Origin of the sequence: Rhizobium acaciae, assembly GCF_025941625.1 — a bacterium.
GTDB lineage: Bacteria > Pseudomonadota > Alphaproteobacteria > Rhizobiales > Rhizobiaceae > Rhizobium > Rhizobium acaciae.
Window position 1 is genome coordinate 102405 of sequence record NZ_JAPCZO010000003.1, and the last position, 23555, is coordinate 125959.

General features: G+C 61.7%; 22 protein-coding genes. 14 read left to right on the plus strand and 8 right to left on the minus strand.

Annotation, left to right across the window (positions count from 1 at the left end; genetic code table 11):
- Window positions 1-386: 386 nt before the first annotated feature.
- From odc2 to OLZ32_RS06325, 4 genes are all read left to right on the plus strand, one after another.
- Window positions 387-1520, plus strand: coding sequence for an ornithine/lysine decarboxylase (odc2, locus tag OLZ32_RS06310; RefSeq protein ID WP_264420194.1), 1134 nt, complete (start codon window positions 387-389; stop codon window positions 1518-1520).
- Window positions 1521-1614: 94 nt separating this feature from the next.
- Complete coding sequence (locus tag OLZ32_RS06315) at window positions 1615-2205, plus strand: GNAT family N-acetyltransferase (RefSeq protein WP_003542989.1); 591 nt, start codon at window positions 1615-1617, stop codon at window positions 2203-2205.
- 258 nt (window positions 2206-2463) lie between these two features.
- A complete protein-coding gene (locus OLZ32_RS06320; protein ID WP_026160013.1) occupies window positions 2464-3492 on the plus strand; it encodes a serine hydrolase domain-containing protein in 1029 nt (342 codons plus the stop codon).
- Between the two features lie 163 nt (window positions 3493-3655).
- On the plus strand, window positions 3656-4813 hold the full coding sequence (locus OLZ32_RS06325) for a GGDEF domain-containing protein (RefSeq protein WP_264420196.1): 1158 nt from the start codon (window positions 3656-3658) through the stop codon (window positions 4811-4813).
- Window positions 4814-4847: 34 nt separating this feature from the next.
- Here the strand turns inward: OLZ32_RS06325 and cysE are convergent, their stop codons facing one another.
- From cysE to OLZ32_RS06350, 5 genes are all read right to left on the minus strand, one after another.
- Window positions 4848-5666, minus strand: coding sequence for a serine O-acetyltransferase (gene cysE / locus OLZ32_RS06330; RefSeq protein ID WP_264420198.1), 819 nt, complete (start codon window positions 5664-5666; stop codon window positions 4848-4850).
- A 95-nt stretch (window positions 5667-5761) separates the two neighbouring features.
- A complete protein-coding gene (locus tag OLZ32_RS06335) occupies window positions 5762-6256 on the minus strand; it encodes a GNAT family N-acetyltransferase (RefSeq protein ID WP_264420200.1) in 495 nt (164 codons plus the stop codon).
- 15 nt (window positions 6257-6271) lie between these two features.
- Window positions 6272-7261 carry a WD40 repeat domain-containing protein gene (locus OLZ32_RS06340; RefSeq protein ID WP_264420202.1) on the minus strand — a complete coding sequence of 330 codons (990 nt, stop codon included), beginning with the start codon at window positions 7259-7261 and terminating at the stop codon, window positions 6272-6274.
- A complete protein-coding gene (locus OLZ32_RS06345; protein ID WP_264420203.1) occupies window positions 7261-8379 on the minus strand; it encodes a CobW family GTP-binding protein in 1119 nt (372 codons plus the stop codon). Before OLZ32_RS06345 ends, OLZ32_RS06340 begins: the two co-directional genes overlap by 1 nt.
- Before the next feature lie 148 nt (window positions 8380-8527).
- Entirely contained in the window at window positions 8528-9316 is a 789-nt protein-coding gene (locus OLZ32_RS06350) for a creatininase family protein (protein ID WP_264420205.1), read from the minus strand.
- Window positions 9317-9401: 85 nt separating this feature from the next.
- On the opposite strand from OLZ32_RS06350, the gene OLZ32_RS06355 reads away from it, so the two are divergent.
- From OLZ32_RS06355 to OLZ32_RS06365, 3 genes are all read left to right on the plus strand, one after another.
- On the plus strand, window positions 9402-9914 hold the full coding sequence (locus tag OLZ32_RS06355) for a MarR family winged helix-turn-helix transcriptional regulator (protein WP_164024302.1): 513 nt from the start codon (window positions 9402-9404) through the stop codon (window positions 9912-9914).
- Window positions 9915-10031: 117 nt separating this feature from the next.
- Window positions 10032-11054, plus strand: a complete 1023-nt coding sequence (locus OLZ32_RS06360; RefSeq protein ID WP_003542973.1) for a LacI family DNA-binding transcriptional regulator — start codon at window positions 10032-10034, stop codon at window positions 11052-11054.
- Window positions 11055-11083: 29 nt separating this feature from the next.
- Window positions 11084-12046 (plus strand): 2-hydroxyacid dehydrogenase, encoded by a 963-nt coding sequence (locus OLZ32_RS06365; RefSeq protein ID WP_003542970.1) that lies wholly within the window; start codon window positions 11084-11086, stop codon window positions 12044-12046.
- Between the two features lie 35 nt (window positions 12047-12081).
- On the opposite strand, the gene OLZ32_RS06370 is transcribed toward OLZ32_RS06365, so the two are convergent.
- Window positions 12082-12861 (minus strand): gamma-glutamyl-gamma-aminobutyrate hydrolase family protein, encoded by a 780-nt coding sequence (locus OLZ32_RS06370; RefSeq protein ID WP_264398561.1) that lies wholly within the window; start codon window positions 12859-12861, stop codon window positions 12082-12084.
- A gap of 293 nt (window positions 12862-13154) precedes the next feature.
- On the opposite strand from OLZ32_RS06370, the gene OLZ32_RS06375 reads away from it, so the two are divergent.
- The gene (locus OLZ32_RS06375; protein ID WP_003542965.1) at window positions 13155-14261 is read left to right on the plus strand and encodes a TRAP transporter substrate-binding protein; all 1107 of its coding nucleotides are present in this window, start codon (window positions 13155-13157) and stop codon (window positions 14259-14261) included.
- A gap of 77 nt (window positions 14262-14338) precedes the next feature.
- On the opposite strand, the gene OLZ32_RS06380 is transcribed toward OLZ32_RS06375, so the two are convergent.
- Window positions 14339-15832: a TRAP transporter large permease gene (locus tag OLZ32_RS06380; protein WP_264420208.1), complete on the minus strand. Its 1494-nt coding sequence runs from the start codon at window positions 15830-15832 to the stop codon at window positions 14339-14341.
- Between the two features lie 21 nt (window positions 15833-15853).
- Window positions 15854-16393: a TRAP transporter small permease subunit gene (locus tag OLZ32_RS06385; RefSeq protein WP_026160012.1), complete on the minus strand. Its 540-nt coding sequence runs from the start codon at window positions 16391-16393 to the stop codon at window positions 15854-15856.
- A 329-nt stretch (window positions 16394-16722) separates the two neighbouring features.
- Here OLZ32_RS06385 and OLZ32_RS06390 point away from each other — a divergent pair, with 329 nt between their 5' ends.
- The 6 genes from OLZ32_RS06390 (at window position 16723) to OLZ32_RS06415 (ending at window position 23487) form a co-directional block, all read left to right on the plus strand.
- Entirely contained in the window at window positions 16723-19026 is a 2304-nt protein-coding gene (locus OLZ32_RS06390; protein ID WP_003542958.1) for a putative bifunctional diguanylate cyclase/phosphodiesterase, read from the plus strand.
- A gap of 142 nt (window positions 19027-19168) precedes the next feature.
- Window positions 19169-19921, plus strand: a complete 753-nt coding sequence (locus tag OLZ32_RS06395) for an N-acyl amino acid synthase FeeM domain-containing protein (protein WP_264420211.1) — start codon at window positions 19169-19171, stop codon at window positions 19919-19921.
- A 245-nt stretch (window positions 19922-20166) separates the two neighbouring features.
- A complete protein-coding gene (locus tag OLZ32_RS06400; RefSeq protein ID WP_003542954.1) occupies window positions 20167-20391 on the plus strand; it encodes an aa3-type cytochrome c oxidase subunit IV in 225 nt (74 codons plus the stop codon).
- 147 nt (window positions 20392-20538) lie between these two features.
- Window positions 20539-21687: a Re/Si-specific NAD(P)(+) transhydrogenase subunit alpha gene (locus OLZ32_RS06405; RefSeq protein ID WP_264420213.1), complete on the plus strand. Its 1149-nt coding sequence runs from the start codon at window positions 20539-20541 to the stop codon at window positions 21685-21687.
- Window positions 21687-22085, plus strand: coding sequence for a proton-translocating transhydrogenase family protein (locus OLZ32_RS06410; RefSeq protein WP_003542949.1), 399 nt, complete (start codon window positions 21687-21689; stop codon window positions 22083-22085). Before OLZ32_RS06405 ends, OLZ32_RS06410 begins: the two co-directional genes overlap by 1 nt.
- A 7-nt stretch (window positions 22086-22092) precedes the next feature.
- Window positions 22093-23487, plus strand: a complete 1395-nt coding sequence (locus OLZ32_RS06415; RefSeq protein ID WP_017989438.1) for an NAD(P)(+) transhydrogenase (Re/Si-specific) subunit beta — start codon at window positions 22093-22095, stop codon at window positions 23485-23487.
- The last annotated feature ends 68 nt before the right edge of the window (window positions 23488-23555 follow it).

The window sequence follows — 23555 nt, forward strand, 5'->3', positions numbered from 1 at the left end:
TGGGTGTCCGCCGAACCCTCGAATTGGTGAGGAAATCGGTAAGGTACCTGGAATTAACCCCTCCAGTCGCTATTCCGGCCAACCGGAAAATGCGAGGACGCCTGAAGCAACGACGGTGCGGGCCTTTTTGTTCTCTCCCTGCTTTCCATCAGCGGGGGTTACTGAAGAGGCACACCATCATTGCCGGAAGTGCGGTTGGGATTCTCCCTCCAATCCATGGCAGACAAAGCCGAACTTACACCGCATCGCGGCGTTGGTTCACTATCTGCGCATCGAGCGCTTGCTATGGTTCCGGGGTCTCCACCGGCTGGTTCCAATGCGAGCTATCGTATGCCCTTTGTCCTCCGGTTCATGCCGGAGCTCTGGAATTGGAAGAGGGAATCGATATGACCACCCAGCGCATCCGCGACTTTCTCGCAACCCGACGTCCCGACGGTCCCTGCCTCGTGGTTGACCTCGACGTCGTTCGCGACAATTTCCACGCTTTCCGTCACGCCATGCCGGACAGCGCCATCTATTATGCCGTCAAGGCCAACCCGGCCCCGGAAGTGCTGAAGCTGCTCGCAGGCCTCGGCTCCAATTTCGATTGCGCATCCGTTGCCGAAATCGAAATGGCGCTCGACGCCGGTGCGACCGCCGCCCGCATCTCCTACGGCAACACGATCAAGAAGGAACGTGACGTTGCCCGCGCGCATGCGCTCGGCGTCAGCCTCTTTGCCGTCGACAGCCACGAGGAAGTCGAGAAGATCTCGCGCGCCGCTCCCGGCGCCCGTGTCTTCTGCCGCGTGCTCACGGATGGCGAAGGCGCCGAATGGCCGCTGTCGCGCAAGTTCGGCTGCGTTCCGCAGATGGCTGTCGACGTTCTCGTCTACGCCCATCAGCTTGGCCTGCAGTCCTATGGCGTCTCGTTCCATGTCGGTTCGCAGATGATCAAGGTCGATGCCTGGGATTCGGCGCTCGCCGATGCCAAGCGCGTGTTCGTATCGCTTGCCAAGCAGGGCATCCACCTGCAGATGGTCAACATGGGCGGCGGCTTCCCGACCAAGTACCTGCGTGACGTTCCGTCCGCAGAAGCTTACGGCAAGTCGATCTACCAGGCGCTGCGCACGCATTTCGGCAACCAGATCCCGCAGACGATCATCGAGCCGGGCCGCGGCATGGTCGGCAATGCCGGTGTCATCAAGGCGGAAGTCGTTCTGATTTCGAAGAAGTCGGATAATGACGATGCCCGCTGGGTCTTCCTCGACATCGGCAAGTTCGGCGGTCTCGCCGAGACGATGGACGAAGCCATCCGCTATCCGATCCGCACGGAACACGACGGCGACGAGATGGAGCCCTGCGTCATTGCCGGTCCGACCTGCGATTCGGCCGACGTGCTCTACGAGAAGAACCTCTATCCGCTGCCGATCTCCCTTTCGATCGGCGACGAGGTCCTGATCGAAGGCACCGGCGCCTATACGACGACCTATTCGGCGGTCGCTTTCAACGGTTTCGACCCGTTGAAGGCCTACGTCATCTAAGGTCGTTTCCGCCGGCCCCGTAACCAGCCGGGGCGGCAACTTCACAATTTTCCTTCATCGCCGCTGATAACGGTATTGGGTACGGGAGGCCAAGATGGCCGCTGTTCTTGATTCTGTCCGCGCATTCTTTGCGCCTACCACTTTCGCCATCGACGCCGAAAATCCCTCGGATGTCGTCGCGCGTGAAAACCTGCTAGACCGCGTCATGGGTCCGGGTCGCCGCAAGAAGTCGTCGGAGAAGATCCGCCGCAACCGCGTCCCGGCCGAGGGCCTTGCGCTCGTCGCGCGCGATCGCGACGGCCGTCTCATCGGTACGGTGCGGCTTTGGAACATCGAGGCCGGCGTCAATGACGAAGGCACGCCAATCAATGCACTGCTGCTCGGGCCGCTTGCTGTTGCCTCGCAGCATGGCGGCAAGGGCATCGGTGCGGCGCTGATGCGCGCGGTAATCCTCGAAGCGAAGAAGCGCGGGCATGGTGCCGTCCTGCTCGTCGGCGATGCGGCCTATTACGAGCGTTTCGGCTTCTTTGCCGAAAAGGCCCGCCATCTTGTCATGCCGGGTCCGTTCGAACGCTCGCGCTTTCTGGCGCTCGAGCTCACGGAAGGCTGGCTTGACGGCGCGGCCGGTATGATCGTCCCCTCGGGACGCATGCTGGCCAGCGCGCCGGTTCGCCGCGCAGCTTAGCGCATCGGCCGAAAAGACGCGCGGCTCTGTAAGGCTGCGCCGACCGGCCGGCCAGGTTGGGAATTTTTCCCCCGGCTGGTAATATCCGCGCCGTTTGACCATGCAGGCAGGCGGGCCTGGTGTGGTTGCGGCGCGGATTGTCTTTCTGGCGGGTGAAGCGGCGCGGTCGCTAGCTCCCCGACGCACGCGGAAACACAATCGCGTGAAATGGGTCGCCGGCCCGCGAACATATCGCGGCGATATCCTATCTTGCGTCGCATGATCCGCCTTCTTTCCCTTCTGCTTTTCTTCTGCCTGCCGCTTGCCGCAACGGGGCCGGCGGCTGCCCAGAGCACGGCTTCCGGCGTCGGCGGGCTTGGTCCGCGTCTCGATCGCGCGGCGAGCGACCCCGCGATGAGGCCTCTCAAGACGGTGATTGTCGCTCGCGACGGGCGCGTGCTCAGCGAACGTGGGTTCCGGGGTCATTCGCCCTCGGAATCGACCAATATCAAATCCGCTTCGAAGTCGATCATTTCGGCGCTGGTCGGTATCGCCATCGACAAAGGCCTGCTTGAGGGGCCGGACCAGAAGATCGCGCCGATCCTGAGGGCCGATCTTCCGGCATCACCAGACCCGCGCATCAACGACATCACCATCGGCAATCTTCTCTCCATGCAGGCCGGGCTCGATCGCATGTCGGGGACGAACTACGGCCGCTGGGTCTCCTCGCGCAACTGGGTGCGCTTTGCGCTGTCGCAGCCTTTCGTCGATCAGCCCGGCGGCGAGATGCTCTATTCCACCGCATCCACGCATCTGCTGTCGGCCATTCTCACTAAGGTCGGCCGGCGGCCGACTCTGGTGTTGGCGCGCGAATGGCTCGGCCCGGTCGACGGTTTCCGCATCGGTGCATGGGAGCGCGATCCGCAGGGCATCTATCTCGGCGGCAATCAGATGGCGATGAGCGCCCGGTCCCTGCTTGCCTTCGGCGAACTCTACCGTAACGGCGGCAAGGCCGCCGACGGCCGACAGATCGTCCCTGCCGACTGGATCACCCAGTCGTGGCAGCAGCGCACCAACTCGCGCTTCTCCGGCGATGAATATGGCTATGGCTGGTTCACGCGGCAGATCGGCGGCGAGCAGGTGCATTTCGCCTGGGGTTACGGCGGGCAGATGCTCTACATCGTGCCGTCGCTCGATCTCACTGTCGTCATGACCTCGGAAGAGAGCGGTCCGTCTGCCCGAAACGGCTACAGGGACTTGCTGCACGGTCTGTTGGCGGACATTATCGGCGCGGTGCGGGCCGCCTAAAGACGGTGCCGCGCATCTTTGCAGACGCGTAAAGGACGCTGCAACGCCTGAATTGCTGCATTATGCAGCAGGAAAATCCCGCGATCGTTAAATTCTTAGCGAAGCCTCCAATCAAACCGCAAAACGCTTGCTGTAAGTTCCGCGGGAATTTCGGGAAAGCGCCATGCTGCTGGATCTCAGGACAATCTACTTCATTGTTGCCGTGAGCTGTTTCGTACTGGGCATTCTCCAGCTTGCAGCCTATGCGACTGGCCGCTTCGAGAGGTGGCCGCTGTGGTGGGGCCTGAGCAACCTTCTTGTCGGCGTCGGCTCGTTTCTCGTCGCGTTGCGCAATCTCGTTCCCTACTCCGTCTCGGTCGACGGCGGCAATATCGTTACCATCGCCGGCTACATGCTGATGTTCTTTGCCGTGCGGGTGTTTTCGGGACGAGCGCTCGACCAACGCACTTTCTGGCTTGCCATCTTGCTCGTCAGCGTTCCTGTCGTCCTCATCGTCAGCGATCCATCGGCAGTCTCGGCGAGGCTCCTCTACGTCTCCGTCATATGCTGCCTCTGCGATCTTGCCGTCGCAAGGGAGGCGATCAGCATTGTCCGGCGCGAGAGGCTTTATTCGGCAGCCTTGCTTGTCGGCCTCTACGCCTGCACTGCCGCGATCTTTGCGGTTCGCAGCATTCTCGCGGCGACCGGTGAGATCGGTGGGCCGGATCCCTTCGGCGGCAGTGCAATTCACAGCTGGATGGCGGTATCGGCGGTCGCGTTCATCATGCTGCGCAGCATGGCGATGGTGCTGATGGCCGCCGAGCGCAGCCGAAATCAGCTGACTGAGCTCGCTCACCACGACCCGCTGACCGGCGCGCTTAATCGCGGCGGCCTTGCCCAGCATCTGCCGGCTCTCGGTTCCCAGCCGGTATCGCTGCTGATCATCGATATCGATCATTTCAAGCAACTGAACGACAGGCATGGCCATGCAGCCGGCGACGACATCCTGCGGCTTTTCACCAGTGTTTCGAGAGGCATCATGCGCTCCGACGATCTGCTTGCCCGTCAAGGTGGAGATGAGTTCCTGGCGGTGCTGAAAAACGTTTCCCGGGAGGATGCGGTGGCGATTGCCGAGCGCATCCGTCTCGCTTTCGCCGCTGCCGTCATGCAGCGGCCGGATCTGGCCGTCTTTCCGACGCTGAGCGTCGGTGTTGCCGCGCGTGCGGAAAGCGGCGGAGATTTTGAACGGCTGATGCAGAAGGCGGACGAGGCGCTCTATCGTTCGAAGCGCGAAGGCCGTAACCGGGTCGAAGTCTTCTGGGAAAATCAGCAGGCCGCTTAGCGAAAAGGGCCGAACTCTTTATCTCGGAGCGATCCTAGATGTTCTGGTCCATCGTCTCGGCGGGGATTTCATCGGCGCGGTGGATGCGTACGACGGCGGCTGGCACACCGGCGACCGTGCAATGCTCGGGCACCGATTTGAGCACGACGCTACCGGCGGCAACTTTGCTGAAGGCGCCGATTTCGATATTGCCGAGGATCTTGGCGCCGGCGCCGATCATCACGCCGTGGCGGATCTTCGGGTGGCGGTCGCCGGTTTCCTTGCCGGTGCCGCCGAGCGTGACGTTCTGCAGGATAGACACTTCATCCTCGATGACAGCCGTTTCGCCGATGACGATGCCCGAACCGTGGTCGAGCATGATGGATGCGCCGATGCGTGCGGCCGGATGGATATCCGGGCCGAAGACCAGCGAAACGAGATTGGCGAGCCAGCTGGCGATCTCCGGACGGCCGGCGATCCAGAGCGCATGGGCGATGCGATGCGTCTCAAGCGCATGAAAGCCCTTCAGATTGAGAAGCGCGTGCAGAAATGTCGTGCAGGCCGGATCGCGCTCGCGCACGGCGATGAGATCGGCCTCGACCTTCCGCATAATATCGTCATCAAGTGTGGACAGGATAAGATCGAACAGATCACCCGTTGCCACCTGCGCTACGGAGAGCCGCGCGGCCAGCACGCGGGCGATGATCTCATCGTTGCCGGCAGTGTCCGTTACCTGAGCGGCAAGCAGCTGCCTCAATATCGGCTCGCGCGCGGCAAGCTCGGCCGCCTCGGCGCGAATCACGGTCCAGACGGATGCGTCGCCCAAAGGCTGCGGCTGTTGCCCGGCCAAACCGAGGCGGGTCGATTTCGACATTTCCGTTTCCTCTGTCAGCCCGGCAGCGCAAAGCGCCTCCTGCATGCGGTTGATGTCTTGCCCGGGCAGGGCATTTGGCAGGGCCCGAGCATACTCTAGCCCGACGGTTGCAGGCGAGGTGTCAGCTCCGGAAGCTGGCGCCAATGATAGAGCACGTCAGGCTCCCGTTCTTCGTTGTCGGCGCCATCGGTCTCCTTCTCGGCGGTAAAACCGTGCCGTTCGTAGAAGCTGCGAGCGCCTGCATTACACTTAAACGTCCAGAGCCTGATCTCGTTCATCTCGTCCTTGGCGCAGCCGAGGAGTGAAGAGCCGATGCCCATGCCCTGGAAACCGGGGAGAACGTAAAGCTGCTCTATCCAGTTGTCGCCATAGGCGATGACGCCGACGAGCCGGTTGCCCAAGGTGGCGCCGAGGATGGAGCAAGTCGGCAGCAGATGCATGCGCCAGTACTGCTCCTCTTCCTCGGGCGTATGCACGTCCGGCAGCCAGGGCAGCCGTTGCCACAGGGCGACACGTCTGATTCCGGCGGCCGCCTGCATGTGATCGGCGGTGAGCGCCATGATTTCGGGTTCCATCAGGGCGTCGTCCATTGCCGGCAACGGGCCTCAAGCCGAAATATCGACGACGCCGCAATCGCCGGCTTCCGAGCCGAAGGCGAGAAGCTTGCCGTTTTTGCTCCAGCTCATCGCCGTGATCGCGCCCTTGCCAGGTCGGCGCAGCAGCGCTTCCTTGCTGTCGGCGATGCGCACGGCCAGGATCATGCCGTCGATGAAGCCGATGGCGAGGATATCCTCGAGCGGATGGAACTTCACCGCGGTTGCCATGATATTGGCGCGGGTGCCGAGCTCCAGCGGCGCCTTGCCCATCGGCCCGTCCTTGCCCTGGAAGGGCCAGACGATTGCCGCCGGCGCGCCTGAAGACGCGAGCCACTTGCCCTTGACCGACCAGGAGAGCGATTTCACCTTGGAGGGGTAGCCGGTCATGCGCATGTGGCGGGCTTCGGTGCCGGGCTTGATGTCGAGCTTCCAGCCGTGCAGTGCGTTTTCTTGCATCGAGGTGACGAGGAAATTACCATCCGGCGAGAAGGTGACGCCGGTATGCGCACCCTTCCATTCAAGATCGACCGGCTTGGCATTCATGCCGATCCAGTGCAGCGACACACCGTTGTAGCGCGCCGCGGCGATGCGCAGCCCCTTCGGCGCAAAGGCAAGCCCTTCGACGGTGCGCTCTTCGGGGAATTCCTTGGTCGTGCCGTCGGCAAGGCGCACCAGCGAACTCTTGCCGTAGGAATAGGCAACGGCGCCCTGCGGGCCGGCTGCCACCTGCGAAATCCACTTGCGCGGCGCGGTCGCGATCTCGCTGACGCTGCCGTCGGCGGCAATGCGCAGCACCTTGCCGTCCTCGCCGCCCGAAATCAGGCTCTCGCTGTAGGGATCGCGGATCGCGGTGAGCATGCCCTGGTGGGCTTCGGAAACCCTGTCGCCGCCATCCAGCCGGTGGAATGTGCCGTTTGCGCTTGCGAAGAAGGGAACATCACCTAAAAATTCGACGGCCAGAACGTGGCCGTCGAGATCAAGCGGTGCAACTGTCGGCATCAGGCGGCTGCCTCGCAGGCCTTGAAGGAGGTTTCGAGCTTCTCGCGGTCGAGTTCGCGGCCAATGAAGACCAGACGGCTCTCGTGCTTTTCGCCTTCCTTCCACGGCCGCTGATGATCACCCTCGATGATCATGTGCACGCCCTGAACGACGTAACGCTCGGGATCATCCTTGAAGGCGATGATGCCCTTGAGACGCAGAATATTCGGCCCCTGCGTTTGGGTGATCTTCTGGATCCAGGGGAAGAAGCGTTCCGGGTTCATCTGACCGCCGCGCAGCGAGACCGACTGCACTGTCACATCGTGGATCGCCGACATCGCGCCATGGTTATGGGCGCCATGGTGATGATGGTCGTGGCCGTGGTCATCATGCTGATGACCGTGATGATCGTGATCATGGTCATGATGGTGGTGGTCGTGATCGCAATCTGGGCCGCAGACATGGTCGTCATGGCCGTGCTCCAGGAAATGCGGATCGTTTTCGAGCGCGCGCTCCAGGTTGAAGGCGCCCTGATCGAGCACGCGGGCGAGATCGACACCCGAGCGGCTGGTCTTGTAAACGCGGGCGGCCGGGTTGATGGCGCGGACGATATCCTCGATCACATCAAGTTCTTCCGGGGTCACCAGGTCGCTCTTGTTGATGATGACGACGTCGGCGAAGGCGATCTGGTCTTCGGCCTCGCGGCTGTCCTTCAGGCGCAGCGGCAGGTGCTTGGCATCGACGAGGGCGACGACGGCGTCGAGCTCGGTCTTGGCGCGCACATCGTCATCCATGAAGAAGGTCTGGGCGACCGGCACCGGATCGGCAAGGCCGGTCGTTTCGACGATGATGCCGTCGAAGCGGCCGGGGCGGCGCATCAGGCCTTCGACGACGCGGATCAGGTCGCCGCGCACCGTGCAGCAGACGCAGCCGTTGTTCATCTCGTAGATTTCCTCGTCCGACTCGACGATCAGGTCGTTGTCGATGCCGATTTCGCCGAATTCATTGACGATGACCGCATATTTCTTGCCGTGATTTTCGGAGAGGATGCGGTTGAGCAGCGTCGTCTTGCCGGCACCGAGATAACCGGTGAGCACGGTAACGGGAATAGGCTTCTGGGTGGAGATCGCGTCGGTCATGAGAACCTCTAGGATTAGGCGTGCGGCCGAGCGGCTTGGGATCGGCTGCTTGAACGGTTGGTCTCATATAATGGCTTGAGCGTGGCAGTTCAAAGGGTTTTATAATGTTATAAGATCACATCGTCTGGCCGGTGCAGATGACCCATATTCACCTGAGTTGCGCGACATCGAATGCATCGACATCACCAAGCAGTTCCATCAGCCCGTTTACCGCATGGGCAATCAGCGCCTCACCTTTCTCTGCCGTCGCAGCTGCGGCGTTGCCCGCCACGCCTTGCGTGTTGAGATCCGACATCTTCCAGCCGAAGGCGTGCGGCCCGTAGGCGCGCAGATGCTTGAAACTCTCGGCGAATTCCGTCTGTTGCGAGCGGAAGTCAGCCGCCTTCGCCATATCCACCTTGTCGGGATGAAGCGCCAGCATCACCGAGGTCTCGATATCGCCGCCATGGATGCCGATCGCCTTTTCCTCCGGCGTGATCACGCCATCCGGCACGCCGAAACGGGTCCAGCTCGTCGCCACCGCCAGCATGGCAAAGCGGACCCGCGCCTCAGTCGCGACAATGGTCATGACGGGCGAATTGCCGCCATGAGCGTTCAGCATCACGAATTTGCGGATACCCTGTTTTGCCAGCCCCTCGGCGATGCCGAGCCAGCGGTATACCGCTTCGTCGAAGGCAAGCGTCTTCGTTCCTTCGACATCCATATGCTCTACGGAATAGCCGACAGATTCGGCAGGCAGGAAGGTGACCGGCAGGCCGGCGGGCAGGGCTGTCTTCAATCGCTCGGCGATGCCTTCGGCAATCAGGGTGTCGGTTTCGAAGGGCAGGTGAGGGCCGTGCTGTTCATGGGCGCCGAGTGGCAGCACAGCGATCAGATGGCGCCTGTCAGGTGCAAAGGCCGGGTTGCTGTCCTCGAAGCGCGGCGAAGGTGTCATCATCCGGTCGTTGCCTCTTGTTTATGACGAGATCCTGAGCAATGTCATATCGCAGCGGCGTCGGGGCTTAAAGATCAAAGGGATGGCTATGGGAAAGAAGCACAAGGACGGCAAAAAAAACAAGTCCAAGAAAAAGGACCAGACCGAGTATACGCTCGTCGATCTTTCCCCGGCCCTGACCCAGGCGGCGCGTTCCATGCGGACGGTGCTCTCGCGCAACCTGCTTGAAAGCGGGCTCTATGCCGGCCAGGACGGCGTCATTCTCTCGCTTGCCGAGAGCGACGGCATGACGGCGGGCGGTCTTGCCCAGAAGCTCGGGGTCAAGGCGCCGACGATGACGCGCACGATCGGGCGCATGGAGGCGCAGGGCTTCCTCGAGCGCAAGCCCGATGCGGATGATGCGCGCCTCACCAAGGTCTATCTCACCGAACTCGGCCGTGGCAGCGTTCAGGGGATCGAGATGGCGGCTTCGGCCTGCGACATGCTGGCGACGCAGGAGTTCTCCGAGAAGGAAATCCGCAATCTCGTCCGCCTGCTGAAGGCAATCGATGCCAATCTGCAGGCCGAAGCCATTCATATCGAAGAACCGGACGAAGACTGAAATTTCCCCGAAAGACGAATTGCTTCCGCCGATTAAATCTTTTAATTAAACATTTTAAGGGCCGCGCCGGTTTGCTGGCGGGGTCTTGCTGCGTACGTGCTGCCTGGAGGAGGACACGTGGTCCAGAAGATCAAGCTTTCGACAATCGCCGAAACGCTCGGCATTTCAACGGCGACCGTATCGCTTGCCTTACGCGACAGTCCGCTCGTCGCCGGCAATACCCGGGAGAAGATCAAGGAACAGGCGCGCGCGCTCGGCTATATCTACAATCGCCGTGCCGCCAGCCTTCGGACCTCGCGCTCCGGCATCATCGGCGTCGTCGTGCACGACATCATGAACCCCTTCTACGGGGAGATCCTGAAGGCGATCGAAAGCGAACTCGACCGCAGCCGCCACACCTTCATCCTTTCCAACCATTACGACAATGTCGAAAAGCAGCGCACCTTCATCGAGACGCTGCTGCAGCTCGGTGGCGACGGCGTCATCATGTCGCCGGCGATCGGTACGCCGCCGGAAGACGTGCAACTGGCGGAAGACAACGGCATGCCGGCGATTCTGGTCGCTCGCTCGATGGAAGGGCAGGACCTGCCGACCTATCGCGGCGACGACAGCTACGGTATCTCGCTTGCCACCAACCACCTGATCGGCCTCGGTCATCGCTCGATCGCCATGATCGGCGGCACGGACCAGACATCCACCGGCCGCGATCGCTACCAGGGCTATGTCAATTCGCTGCGCAAGGCCGGCATCGAGGTCGATCCGAACCTGCGCATTCCCGGTCCGCGCTCGAAACAGGGCGGTTTCGAGGCTGCAGTGCATTTCCTTTCGCTGCCGCAGAAGCCGACCGCAGCCGTCTGCTGGAACGATCTCGTGGCGATCGGCCTGATGAACGGCATTGCGCGGGCCGGCCTGGTGCCGGGACGCGATATTTCCGTCACCGGCTACGATGATCTCGAGGAGGCCTCGATCGCTACGCCTGCGCTAACGACCGTCTGGAACGGTCAGGCCGAGGTCGGGCGCCTGGCCGCTCGGGCGCTGCTCGATCGCCTTGCCGGTAGCCATGAGCCTGACGGTATGCATCTGATCAAGCCGGAAATGCGCATTCGCCAGTCCACCAGTCCCCATCGGCCGCGCGCCTGAACCAAGACCACCATCCAAGAGGAAAAGCCATGTCCCGCATCGCCATTCTCGTTCCTGGGAAGATACACGAGCGCGTTCTCGACAGGCTGAAGGATCGTTTTGAGATTATCGCCGTCCCGCGCGAGGAGAAGCTTGCGCTCGACGGCGAGATTGCCGGCCGCATCCGCGGCGTCGCCGTGTCCGGTTCCTTCCCGGGCGCCTGGATGGACCAGCTGCCGCGTGTCGAGGTGATCGCCAATTTCGGTGTCGGTTATGACGGCGTCGACGTGAAACATGCCGCCGCAAAAGGCATCGTCGTCACCAATACGCCCGAGGTGCTGAACGACGAGGTCGCCGATACCGCGATCGGCCTGCTGCTGAACACGGTCCGCGAGTTGCCGCGGGCCGAAGCCTGGCTGCGCGCCGGCAACTGGAAGCCGGGCACGGCCTATCCGCTGTCGCGTTTCTCGCTGAAGGGCCGGCATGTCGGGCTTTACGGACTTGGCCGCATCGGCCTCGAAATCGCCAAGCGGCTGGAGCCGTTCAAGGTAAAGATCAGTTATCACACACGTTCGCGCCATGCCGATGTGTCCTACGATTATCACCCGACGCTGAAGGGGCTGGCTAATGCCGTGGATACGCTGATCGCCATCGTTCCGAAGACGCCGCAGACGCACAAGACGATCGATGCCGATATTTTGGCCGCACTCGGCCCTGACGGCATTCTCGTCAATGTCGGCCGCGGTTGGACGGTGGACGAGGAGGCGCTGAGTGCGGCGCTTGCTTCCGGCGCGCTCGGCGCTGCCGGTCTGGACGTCTTCTATGAAGAGCCGACCGTGCCGGCCGACCTGCTGGAGCCGACCAATGCCGTGTTGCTGCCGCATGTCGCCTCCGCGTCCGTGCCGACACGCAATGCAATGGCCGATCTCGTCGCCGACAATCTCATTGGCTGGTTCGAGAAGGGTGCGGCGCTGACGCCGGTGCCCGAGACGCCGCAGAAGGCTGAGGCGTAGCTGGCTCCGGACGATGCTTAGCTGGCGCCGCGCCGTCAGGCGATCGCCTGCGCGGGCATGACCGGCTGCTTGGCCGCGGCATGGCTGCGGACGGCGTCGCCGAAAGCGGCGAATAGCTGGTTCGAAGACTTGTCGGTTTCAGCCCAATATTCCGGATGCCATTGCACGCCGACGGCAAAGGCCTTGGCGTCGATGACGGAAACGGCCTCCACCGTGCCGTCCTCGGCGATGGCTTCCACCTGCAGGCGCGGCGCTGTCCTGGCGATTGCCTGGCGATGCAGGGAATTCACGCGGATCTCGCCCGGGCCGAGAATGCCGGCGATGCAGGAGCCTTCCTTGACGTGGACGGTCTGGCGAATGGCGTACATGCCATCCCGATCGACGCCTTCCGGCCGGCGGTGGTCCCAGATGCCGGGTTGCTCCTGGATCTCGCTTGCCAGCGAGCCGCCGAGGGCGACGTTCAGCTCCTGGATGCCGCGGCAGATGGCAAGCAGCGGGATGGCGCGGTCGATGGCGCGGCGGATGAGCGGCAGGCTGGTGGCGTCGCGGGCGGGGTCGAACGGCCCGTCCTTGTCGTTCGACTCGGCGCCGTAGAGCGAGGGATGAACATTGCTGGCCGAACCGGAGACCAGCAGGCCGTCGACGCGGTCGAGGATCGCATCGGTATCGTAGCCTTCCTCGAAGGCGGGGATGATGAAGGCCATGACACCGGATGCGTTCAATGCGGCGCGCAGATATTGATGCTGCACGGCATGCCAAGTCGCGCCGTCGAAGCTGCGGATATCGGCAGGAATGGCAACGATCGGTTTCGTCATATCAGCCCCGGTGAAATCTTTGTGCTTGCCGTTTCTGCCGCCAGAACGACCGTCAAGTCAACGCTTGGCTGCGTGAGGTGGCCAAATTGCGGCGGAAGCGGTACGGGGATTCTCCGGTTTGAGGCTAAGCCGCTGATTTTGATGGGCGCTTGGGCGCCGCCTTATTGCCGTCTTGATGCCAAAGGCTAATAGACTAAAGCTTGAATCGCGGCCCTCGCCATGCTTAGGTTTGCCCTTGCTGCGGGTAGGGGTGAAGATCGCCCGCGCAGTACCATCTATACGGGAGGTTTTTGATGGATCGTCGTTCGTTTTTCAAGAAGGCGGGAACCGCCGGCGCCGGTGCGGTTGCCGCAACGGCATTGGCAGCGCCTGCGATCGCGCAGGAGAATCCGAAGATCGCGTGGCGCATGACATCGTCGTTTCCGAAGAGCTTGGATACGATTTATGGCGGCGCCGAGGATATCGCCAAGCATGTCGCCGCCGCGACGGATGGCAATTTCACCATCCAGCCTTTTGCGGCCGGTGAAATCGTGCCGGGCCTGCAGGCCGTCGATGCCGTTGCCGCCGGCACGGTCGAGGCAGCCCATACCACCTCCTATTATTTCGTCGGGAAGGACCCGACCTATGCCATCGGAACGGCCATTCCATTCGGGCTGAACAGCCGTCTGACCAATGCCTGGTATTATGAAGGCAACGGCAACAAGCTAATGAACGAGTTTTATGCCACGCAGGGCATGTATGCCCTGCCGGCCGGCAATACCGGTGCGCAGATGGGTGGCTGGTTCCGCAAGGAAATCAACACGCTCGATGACCTCAAGGGTGTCAAGATGCGCATTGCCGGCCTTGCCGGCCGCGTCATGGAGAAGGTCGGCGTCATTCCGCAGCAGATCGCCGGCGGCGACATCTATCCGGCGTTGGAAAAAGGCACGATCGATGCGGCGGAATTCGTCGGCCCCTATGACGACCTGAAGCTCGGCTTCCACAAGGTGGCGAAGTACTACTATTATCCGGGCTGGTGGGAAGGTGGCCCGACGGTGCATGGGTTCTTCAATCTCGAAAAATGGAGCAGCCTGCCCAAGCATTATCAGGCAGCGCTGACCGATGCCTGCGCCTTCGCCAACACCAACATGCTGGCGAAGTACGACATGAAGAACCCGACCGCGTTGAAGCAGCTCGTCGCTGAAGGCGCGACGCTGCGCCCGTTCAGCCAGGAGATCATGGAAGCTTGCTTCCAGGCAGCGATGGGCATCTACAGCGAAATCTCGGGCACGAACCAGTATTTCAAGAAGATCTACGACGACCAGACCGCCTTCAAGCGGGACGCCTATCTCTGGATGCAGCTGTCGGAATACACGTTCGATACGTTCATGATGATCCAGCAGCGGGCCGGGAAGCTTTAAGCTCTCCGCCGTCGACGCTTCAGACGAGCGCAATAACAAAACCCCGGATCTCCATCCGGGGTTTTGTTATTTCTGGACTATTTTGCCGGTGGCGGCGGTGCTCCCGGCAGGCCGTTCAGGGGCGGCAGGGTCAGGCCGGGGATCTGCGGTGAGCCATTGCCGCCGCCGCCCAGCGGCGGCAGGCCGAGCTGGCCGCCGAAGCCCGGGACTTCGATCTTAATCGAGTTCGGATCGACCTTCGGGCCGTGATCCAGCCAATAGGTGACCGATTGCGGCCAGAAGATCACGATTGCCACCAGGATCAGCTGCATACCGACCCAGGGGAGAGCGCCCATGTAAATATCCGAGGTCTTGACGTCCTTGCTGGCGATCGAGCGCAGGTAGAAAAGTGCGAAGCCGAAGGGCGGATGCATGAAGCTCGTCTGCATGTTGACGCAGATCAGCACGCCGAACCAGATCAGATCGATGCCGAGACTGGAGGCGACGGGTGCGAGCATCGGGATGACGATGAAGGCGATCTCGAAGAAATCGAGGAAGAAGGCGAGCACGAAGATGAAGATGTTGACGAAGATCAGGAAACCGACCGGCCCGCCTGGAATGCCCGACAGCATGTGCTCGATCCAGCGCGAGCCGTCCATGCCCTGGAAGACCAGGCTGAAACAGGTGGAGCCGATCAGGATCATCACCACCATGGATGTGATGTGCGTGGTCGATGACATGGCTTCGCGGATCAGCGGCCAGGTGAGGCGGCGATTCATGGCGGCAAGCACAATGGCGCCGACGACGCCGAGCGCGCCTGCTTCGGTTGGCGTCGCAAGGCCCATGAAGATCGTGCCGAGCACCAGGAAGATCAGCACGATCGAGGGGACCATGCCCATCAGCACCTTCATCAGCAGTGCCCAGTTGAAATCGCCGCGCACTTCTTTCGGCAGCGGCGGCATCGATTTCGGCCGGATAATCGACATCACCATGATGAAGAGCACGAAGATCGTCACCTGCAGGATCGAGGGGCCGATCGCGCCGAGATACATGTCACCGACCGACCTGCCGAGCTGATCGGCGAGAACGACGAGCACGAGCGAGGGCGGGATCACCTGGGTGATCGTGCCCGAGGCGGCGATGACGCCGGTGGCAAGGCGCGGGTTGTAGCCGTAGCGCAGCATGATCGGCAGCGAGATGACGCCCATGGTGATGACGGAGGCGGCCACGGTGCCGGTGATCGCGCCGAGCACGGCGCCGACGAGGATGACGGCATAGGCAAGGCCGCCGGGTATGCCACCAAAGAGCTTGCCGGTGCCTTCGAGCAGGTCCTCGGCTAACCCGCAGCGCTCCAGCACCGCGCCCATAAAGGTGAAGAAGGGAATGGCGAGCAGGAGGTCGTTGGAAAGGATGCCGAAGAAGCGCAGCGGCAGAGCCTGCAGGAAGACCTCGCCGAAATGGCCGGTGACGATGCCGATGATGCCGAAAAACAAACCGACGGCGGCGAGCGAAAAGGCGACCGGGAAGCCGTAGAGCATGAAGATGACCATGCCCAGGAACATGGCCGGCGGGATGATGCCGAAATCAAACAAATCCGTTTCTCCCAGCCCGCCCTACTGCAGCGGCTTTTCGTATTTCGTATCGATGCTGATATAGCCGGTGAGCGCTGCGATCCGCTTGACCAGTTCCGAGAGGCCCTGAAGGGAGAGCAATGCGAAGCCGGCGACGAGGATCAGCTTGACGGGCCAGCGGATCAGCCCACCGGCATTGCCCGATATTTCTCCCTGCTGGTAGGACAGTGCGAAGAAGGGCCAGCAGATCCAGGTGAGGAAGACGCATGCGGGAAGGAGGAAGAGGATGAGGCCGACGATGTCGATCCAGATCTTCGCCCTGTCGGAAACCGAACCATAGATCAGATCGACGCGGACATGCTCATTGTTGCGCAGCGCATGCGAGGCGCCGAGCATGACGACGAAGGCGAAGAGATACCACTGGATCTCCAGCCAGCCGTTCGAACTGTAGTTGAAGGCATAACGGACGATGGCGTTACCGGCGCTGATCAGACAGCAGAACAGCACCATATATTCGGAAATTTTGCCCATGAACTGACTGATCGAATCGATCAGCCGGCTTGCTGCCAGAAGTACCGACATTCGCCTCCCCTTATTCTTGTCCCGCCGGTTTTCCGGCAGCTTTTCCCTCTTGCAATCGATGTAGACCACGGCCTTTGAAATTGGAAGGATAAATGCCTGGCGTTGGAGTATAGTCTTAGGTGCGCAGGTCGGACGATATGACCGTCGAATATTTCAGCAACCCAGGCGTGGATAAATTATTTCAGTAATCTCGCCAGTAGGCTGCATTAACTCGCGTAGGCTGTGCCGTTCACCCTATGGTTTTAGAAAATTTGACCAAATGTTTGATTCCATTGAAATCAATTTTTAAAGGGTTGGGCTTAGAATTCCCGCGCACAGGGAAAGTGTGGATGAAGCCAGATAACCCGAACAGGGTCCCTATAGATGTGTATCTGTCGTTTGTGAGTTCCCTTTCCGGGAATCGCATGACGCTTCTTGCTGGCGTGATCGTGCATGTCGCGACCTGCCTTGCCGTTGCTGCCAAGACGCAGTCCTTCGTCTATATCGTGCTGTCGGCCGCCTTCCTTCTGGTCTTCTGCGTTCGCATGGTCATCTTCCGGCACTTCGACCGTGTCGACAAGGAGAGGCTGTCGCACGCCGGAATCGAGCGTTGGGAGCGGATCCTGGTTGCGGGTGCCGCCTGCACCACCGCCCTGCTTGGCATCGCCAGCGGATACGCCATCTTCGTCGTGCATGATTCCTTTGCGGAACTTGCCTGCATTGCCGTGACCATGGCGACCATGGTTTCCGTTGTCGGCCGCAACTACGGTTCGCGCCTGGCGGTCGACCTCCAGACCTTCTCCTGCTGTCTGCCAATGATCATCTGCAGCCTATTGGCGCTTGATTTTTATCGGGGCCTGCTGTCGATCTTCCTCATTCCGTTCTGGCTGACGACGCGGGCCATGGCGAACGGCGTGCGCGAGTTCCTCTATGAGAATGTCATAGCGCGCCGCGAAATCACCATCATCGCCGACCGTTTCGATACGGCGCTCAACAACATGCCGCATGGCCTGGTCATGGTCGATGCCGAAAACCGCATCCAGGTCGTCAATCGCAAGGCCTGCGAGCTTCTGAAGATCGGTGCGCCGGACCGGTTGAAGGACCGCGACCTCGGCGCCGTGCTGCGCTATGGCGCGCGCTACAGCTTCATGGACGCCTCGCAGCCGGAACTCATTCTGCGCCAGCTCACCCAGGTCGCCGAAGGTAACCTGTCGCGCACGCTGATCCATTTCCCCGAGGGCCTGTCGCTCGAATTCTCCGCCAGCCGAAGGGCCGACGGCGGCGCCGTGCTGATCTTCGAGGACGTGTCGAGCCGGGTGAAGGCGGAGCAGAAGATCATGCACATGGTCCGCTTCGATGCGCTGACCGGCCTGCCGAACCGCGAATATTTCGGACAACTGGTGCAGGAGTATCTCGCCAAACATCAAAGGAAGTCCGGGCCGCTCGGCTTCATGGTTCTCGATATCGACGAATTCAAACATGTCAACGACATGCGCGGCCACGTTACGGGCGACCACCTGCTCTGCGCCATCGCCGCCCGCATCAAGCAGGCCTCCGGCAACGCCATCCTCGGCCGGCTGATGGGAGACCAGTTCATCCTGTTCTTCCCGCATGCGAAGGAACAGGCTTCGCTCGACGTTGAGATCCGCCGCGTGCACGCCGCAATCCAGGGCAATTACGCGGTCGACGAGCTGACCTTCCTCGTTTCGCTCAGCGCCGGCTACGCGATCCTCGAAAGTGCCGCGTTTGCGATGGACGAATGGAGCGTCAAGGCGGATCTGGCGCTGTTCGAAAGCAAGTCGCGCTTCAAGGGCGGCATTTCCGGCTTCGAGCGGGAGATGGATGGCCGCTATATCGAGCAGCAGAAGCTGAAGGCAGATCTGCGCGAGGCGGTCTCGGCGCAGGCGCTGCATCTCGCCTTCCAGCCGATGTTCCGAGCAGACGGCTCGCGGATCGAATGCGCCGAGGCGTTGGCGCGCTGGGTGCATCCGGAGAAGGGCTCGATCCCGCCCGACGTCTTCATCCGGCTCGCCGAGGATATGGGCATTATCTCCGACATCACCCGCTTCGTCCTGTTCAAGGCGTGCAGCGAATGCATGAACTGGCCGGAGCATATCGCCGTCTCGGTCAACCTTTCGGCGCGGGATCTGCGCGATGCCGATATTCTCTCGGTGGTCGCCGAAGCGCTTGCCCATTCCGGCCTCGATGCGGCGCGGCTGCATCTCGAAGTCACCGAAAGCTGCCTGATCGACGAGCCGGCGGCCGTGCGCGCCATCCTGGCGGAGCTCAGGGCCCGCGGCATCACCATCGCCATCGACGATTTCGGTACCGGCTTCTCCAGCCTCAGCTATCTCGACACGCTGCCGCTCGATATCGTGAAGATCGATCGCTCCTTCGTGCGCAACATCGTCGAGGATAATCGCCGCCTGAAGCTGCTGCGCGGCACGGTCCATCTCGCCCGCGAACTGGGCCTGAAGATCGTCATCGAAGGCGTCGAAACCGAGGAGCAGCTCGCACTGCTCAACAAGCACCGCAGCGCCGATCTTGTTCAGGGCTATGTTTTCTCGCCGCCGGTGCCTTCCCAGAATATCCCGCTGCTGCAGCAGGGCATCGGCCGCCGCGTCGTGCAACGCCGCCGCAACAAGGTCGCCTGAGCGGTCTCAACGGACAGTTTTCCCCCTGAAAAGCGCGCGCCGCGTTAACCTTAACGATTTAAAAACAAGGGAAGTTATCGGATTTCCTTGCCTAAATTTCGCTGGCGTATGATTAATGATCCGTTAACGAGCGGATCGAGAAATGTCAGAGACACTGTTCAAGCGTAGTGATTTCAGCACAAAAATTTTGGAAGTTTTGGATCATGTCGAGTATCGCCGCGTCGAAAGCAGCGAAGACATGGAGCAGGTGGAACGGTTGCGCTACAAGGCCTACAAGGCCCATGACGTACTGGCGCTCGCTCCGAAAGGGCTGCTTGATGACAGCGATTTCGACAGCCACGCCTATATTTTCGGTCTGTATTATTATGGGGAACTGGTCAGTACGATCCGGGTTCATTATGTGACACCGGAGCATCGCCTCAGTCAGTCCGGTGGCGCCTTTCCCGAGGCGATGGATGAACTTCTGGATGCAGGGCTGACCCTGATCGATCCGGCGCGTTTTGCGGCCGACCCCGAGCTCACCGCCGATCTGCCCTGGGTTCCCTATCTGACGCTGAGGCCGACCATCGTGGCGGCGGCGTATTTCCGTGCCGACCGCGTCCTTCAGTTCGTTCGGCCGCCGCATGCGGCCTTCTACAAGCGGGTCTTCTATGCCGATACGGTCGTGCCGGGCCAGCTGGCGAAGAATTACGGGATCGACATGACGCTGATGGCGACGAATGTGATCGAGGTCGGGCGAAAGCTGTTGACGCGCTATCCCTTCTTCATCTCCAGCGCCAGCGAGCAGCGCATGATGTTTTCGCGCAATCCCAACGACACCTTGCCGCCGCTGACCATCATTCCGACGGCGCGTTTCGTGCCGCAAGGCGAACTCGGCACCGACCTGCCGCTGTAATTTTCCCTTGTCCCGGCGGAGAGACGATGTCCGCCGGGGCAGGTGACGTGGCGACAGACACAGGCGATATCCGCCGTTCTTCAGGTCCCGTTCCGAGCCTCTGAAATGGCGGTTGCCAAGCGCGCCTGCGGCATTCTCATGCATTGCGCTTTCGCCAGTCATTGTGTAATCCCTGCAGGAAGGGACTTCCCTCGCTCAAGCTAGGGAATCAAGCAGCGCAGAGGCATTTCAGGGAGACGATATTTATGGCCGAACATCATACCGGACCGGTCGAGACCGGCGCGCCGATGGATTACAAAGAACATGAAAAGACCTACGACATGTTCATCGCCAGCGCGAAATACGGCTCGATGCTTCTCATCGTCCTCCTGCTTGCTATGACCGCCGGTTTCTTCGGCGGCGCCGGCCTTCTCGGCGGTCTCTTCGTCTTCATCATTCTTCTGGCTGCCGGCATCTTCCTGCTCCGCTGATCGCGTAGATTCAGAGCGTCCTTTGTGCGTCCGAAAGGACGCTCGGTGCTCTGAGGGGAGGAGAGCTTCTCCGAAGCTTTTTGAATGAGGTGCTTGGCCTGCGCAGGGAAACCTGCGGCGGTCTGGCTGACCCGGAGGAGGGGGCAGTTGGGCAATACCATTTTCGTTGCAAGGGAAAACACGGGCGAGGAGACGCGCGTCGCCGCCTCCGCCGAGACCGTGAAGAAGATGAAAAGTTTCGGCTTCGACGTCGTCGTCGAAGCTGGTGCCGGTGCGGCTTCGCGCATTCCGGACGGGGAGTTCGAGGCCGCCGGCGCCAGGATCGGCAGTTTTGCAGATGCAGCCTTGGCCGACGTGGTGCTGAAGGTGCGCCGTCCCAGCGGGTCGGAAATCTCCGGCTATAAAAGCGGCGCCGTGATCATCGCCATCATGGATCCCTACGGCAATGACGAAGCGATCGCGGCACTGGCAAGTGCAGGGCTTTCGGCTTTCGCGATGGAACTGATGCCGCGCATTACCCGCGCCCAGTCCATGGACGTGCTGTCGTCCCAGGCCAATCTCGCCGGTTACCAGGCCGTCATCGAGGCGGCGGCGGTTTATGACCGCGCGATGCCGATGATGATGACCGCCGCCGGCACCGTGCCGGCCGCCAAGGTCTTCGTCATGGGCGCCGGCGTCGCCGGTCTTCAGGCGATTGCGACCGCGCGTCGCCTGGGTGCTGCGGTCTCGGCCACCGACGTTCGCCCTGCCGCCAAGGAGCAGGTCGCCTCGCTCGGCGCCAAGTTCATCGCTGTCGAGGACGAGGAGTTCAAGGCGGCGGAAACGGCCGGCGGCTATGCCAAGGAAATGTCCGCCGACTATCAGGCGAAACAGGCGGCTCTGGTTGCCGAACACATCGCCAAGCAGGATATCGTCATCACCACCGCGCTGATCCCCGGTCGTGCGGCGCCGCGCCTCGTTTCGCGCGCCATGCTCGCTTCAATGAAATCAGGTGCGGTCGCCGTCGACCTCGCGGTCGAGCGCGGCGGCAATATCGAGGGCGTCGTCCCCGGCGAGGTGGCCGATGTCGAAGGCGTCAGGGTGATCGGTTTCGCCAACATGCCGGGCCGGGTTTCGGCCAGTGCCTCGGCGCTCTACGCCAAGAACCTCGTCACCTTCCTCGAGACCATGGTCAACAAGGAAACCCGGAGCGTAGTCGTCAATCTCGACGACGAACTCGTCAAGGCAACGATGCTGACCTATGCCGGCGATGTGGTTCATCCCGCCTTCGGCGGCGCGAAGAAGGGAGACATCTGATGGCCAGTGAAGCAATGGACAGAGCGCTGGAGCAGCTCGACCAGGCGGTGACCGCCGTCATCACGGCGGCGGCCCAGGCGCCGGAAGCGGCAAGCGCTGCGACCGGCGGGGCGATCGATCCCTTCGTCTTCCAGCTTGCCATCTTCGTATTGTCGATCTTTGTCGGCTATTACGTCGTGTGGTCGGTGACGCCGGCACTGCATACGCCGCTGATGGCCGTCACCAATGCGATCTCCTCCGTCATCGTCGTCGGCGCGCTTCTGGCGGTCGGCATCTCGACCAGCGGGCTTGCGACCGGTTTCGGTTTCGTCGCCCTCGTGCTCGTCTCGGTGAACATCTTCGGCGGTTTCCTCGTCACGCAGCGGATGCTTTCGATGTACCGCAAGAAGGACCGGTGAGGGACCGATGACCAATATCGCAGCCTTCCTATACCTCGTCTCCGGCGTGCTCTTCATCCTGGCGCTGCGCGGCCTGTCGCATCCGGCCACCAGCCGCAAGGGCAATCTCTACGGCATGATCGGCATGGGGATCGCGATCCTGACGACGCTGGTGCTGGCGACGCCTGACTTCGGTGGCTTTGTGCTGATCGTCCTTGGCCTTGCCATCGGCGGCAGCGTCGGCGCCTATGTCGCCCGCACCATCCCCATGACCTCGATGCCGCAGCTCGTCGCCGGTTTCCATTCGCTGGTAGGCCTTGCCGCCGTGCTGGTCGCGGCTTCGGCGCTTTACACGCCGGCTTCCTTCGGTATCGGCGAGATCGGTCAGATCCACACCGAGGCACGCGTCGAGATGGCGCTCGGCGTGGCGATCGGGGCGTTGACCTTCACCGGCTCGATCATCGCCTTCCTGAAGCTCGACGGACGCATGTCCGGCAAGCCGATCCTGCTGCCCTACCGGCATGTGATCAATGCGAGCCTGCTGGTGCTGATCGTGCTCTTCATCATCGGGCTTGCCGCCACCGAGAGCCATTTCGACTTCTGGGCCGTCGTCGCGCTGTCGCTGGCGCTCGGCGTCCTGCTGATCGTGCCCATCGGCGGGGCCGATATGCCCGTCGTTGTCTCGATGCTGAACTCCTATTCAGGCTGGGCAGCGGCCGGCATCGGCTTCACGCTCGGCAATCTGGCGCTGATCATCACGGGTGCGCTCGTGGGTTCCTCCGGCGCGATCCTCTCCTACATCATGTGCAAGGGCATGAACCGCTCCTTCGTCTCCGTCATCCTCGGCGGTTTCGGCGGTGAGACGGCGTCCGGCGGACCCGACACCTCAGACAGGACGGTCAAGCTCGGCTCGGCCGAGGATGCGGCCTATCTGATGGCCAATGCATCGAAGGTCATCATCGTGCCGGGGTACGGCATGGCGGTGGCCCAGGCCCAGCATGCGCTGCGCGAACTCGCCGATAATCTCAAGAAGAACGGCGTCGAGGTGAAATATGCGATCCACCCGGTCGCAGGCCGTATGCCCGGCCACATGAACGTGTTGCTCGCCGAAGCGAATGTTCCTTATGACGAGGTTTTCGAGCTCGAGGACATCAACTCGGAATTCGCCCAGGCCGACGTCGCCTATGTCATCGGCGCAAACGACGTCACCAATCCGGCGGCGCGCGACGACAAGACCTCGCCGATCTACGGCATGCCGATCCTCGACGTCGACCGGGCAAAGACCTGCCTCTTCGTCAAGCGATCGCTCGGCTCGGGTTATGCCGGCATCGACAATACGCTGTTCTACAAGGACGGCACGATGATGCTGCTGGGTGACGCGAAGAAGATGACCGAGGATATCAACAAAGCGCTCGCGCATTGATCGACGCCAATGCAGCCGCCCTTCGGGCGGCTGTTTGATTTATGCGGCAAGCCACTGCTGTCCGCCTT

Excerpts from the sequence above, each read along its gene's own strand:
- odc2 (WP_264420194.1), top strand. The coding sequence starts at position 387 with ATGACCACCCAGCGCATCCGCGACTTTCTCGCAACCCGACGTCCCGAC.
- OLZ32_RS06315 (WP_003542989.1), top strand. The coding sequence starts at position 1,615 with ATGGCCGCTGTTCTTGATTCTGTCCGCGCATTCTTTGCGCCTACCACT.
- OLZ32_RS06320 (WP_026160013.1), top strand. The coding sequence starts at position 2,464 with ATGATCCGCCTTCTTTCCCTTCTGCTTTTCTTCTGCCTGCCGCTTGCC.
- OLZ32_RS06325 (WP_264420196.1), top strand. The coding sequence starts at position 3,656 with ATGCTGCTGGATCTCAGGACAATCTACTTCATTGTTGCCGTGAGCTGT.
- cysE (WP_264420198.1), bottom strand. The coding sequence starts at position 5,666 with ATGTCGAAATCGACCCGCCTCGGTTTGGCCGGGCAACAGCCGCAGCCT.
- OLZ32_RS06335 (WP_264420200.1), bottom strand. The coding sequence starts at position 6,256 with ATGGACGACGCCCTGATGGAACCCGAAATCATGGCGCTCACCGCCGAT.
- OLZ32_RS06340 (WP_264420202.1), bottom strand. The coding sequence starts at position 7,261 with ATGCCGACAGTTGCACCGCTTGATCTCGACGGCCACGTTCTGGCCGTC.
- OLZ32_RS06345 (WP_264420203.1), bottom strand. The coding sequence starts at position 8,379 with ATGACCGACGCGATCTCCACCCAGAAGCCTATTCCCGTTACCGTGCTC.
- OLZ32_RS06350 (WP_264420205.1), bottom strand. The coding sequence starts at position 9,316 with ATGATGACACCTTCGCCGCGCTTCGAGGACAGCAACCCGGCCTTTGCA.
- OLZ32_RS06355 (WP_164024302.1), top strand. The coding sequence starts at position 9,402 with ATGGGAAAGAAGCACAAGGACGGCAAAAAAAACAAGTCCAAGAAAAAG.
- OLZ32_RS06365 (WP_003542970.1), top strand. The coding sequence starts at position 11,084 with ATGTCCCGCATCGCCATTCTCGTTCCTGGGAAGATACACGAGCGCGTT.
- OLZ32_RS06370 (WP_264398561.1), bottom strand. The coding sequence starts at position 12,861 with ATGACGAAACCGATCGTTGCCATTCCTGCCGATATCCGCAGCTTCGAC.
- OLZ32_RS06375 (WP_003542965.1), top strand. The coding sequence starts at position 13,155 with ATGGATCGTCGTTCGTTTTTCAAGAAGGCGGGAACCGCCGGCGCCGGT.
- OLZ32_RS06385 (WP_026160012.1), bottom strand. The coding sequence starts at position 16,393 with ATGTCGGTACTTCTGGCAGCAAGCCGGCTGATCGATTCGATCAGTCAG.
- OLZ32_RS06390 (WP_003542958.1), top strand. The coding sequence starts at position 16,723 with ATGAAGCCAGATAACCCGAACAGGGTCCCTATAGATGTGTATCTGTCG.
- OLZ32_RS06395 (WP_264420211.1), top strand. The coding sequence starts at position 19,169 with ATGTCAGAGACACTGTTCAAGCGTAGTGATTTCAGCACAAAAATTTTG.
- OLZ32_RS06400 (WP_003542954.1), top strand. The coding sequence starts at position 20,167 with ATGGCCGAACATCATACCGGACCGGTCGAGACCGGCGCGCCGATGGAT.
- OLZ32_RS06410 (WP_003542949.1), top strand. The coding sequence starts at position 21,687 with ATGGCCAGTGAAGCAATGGACAGAGCGCTGGAGCAGCTCGACCAGGCG.
- OLZ32_RS06415 (WP_017989438.1), top strand. The coding sequence starts at position 22,093 with ATGACCAATATCGCAGCCTTCCTATACCTCGTCTCCGGCGTGCTCTTC.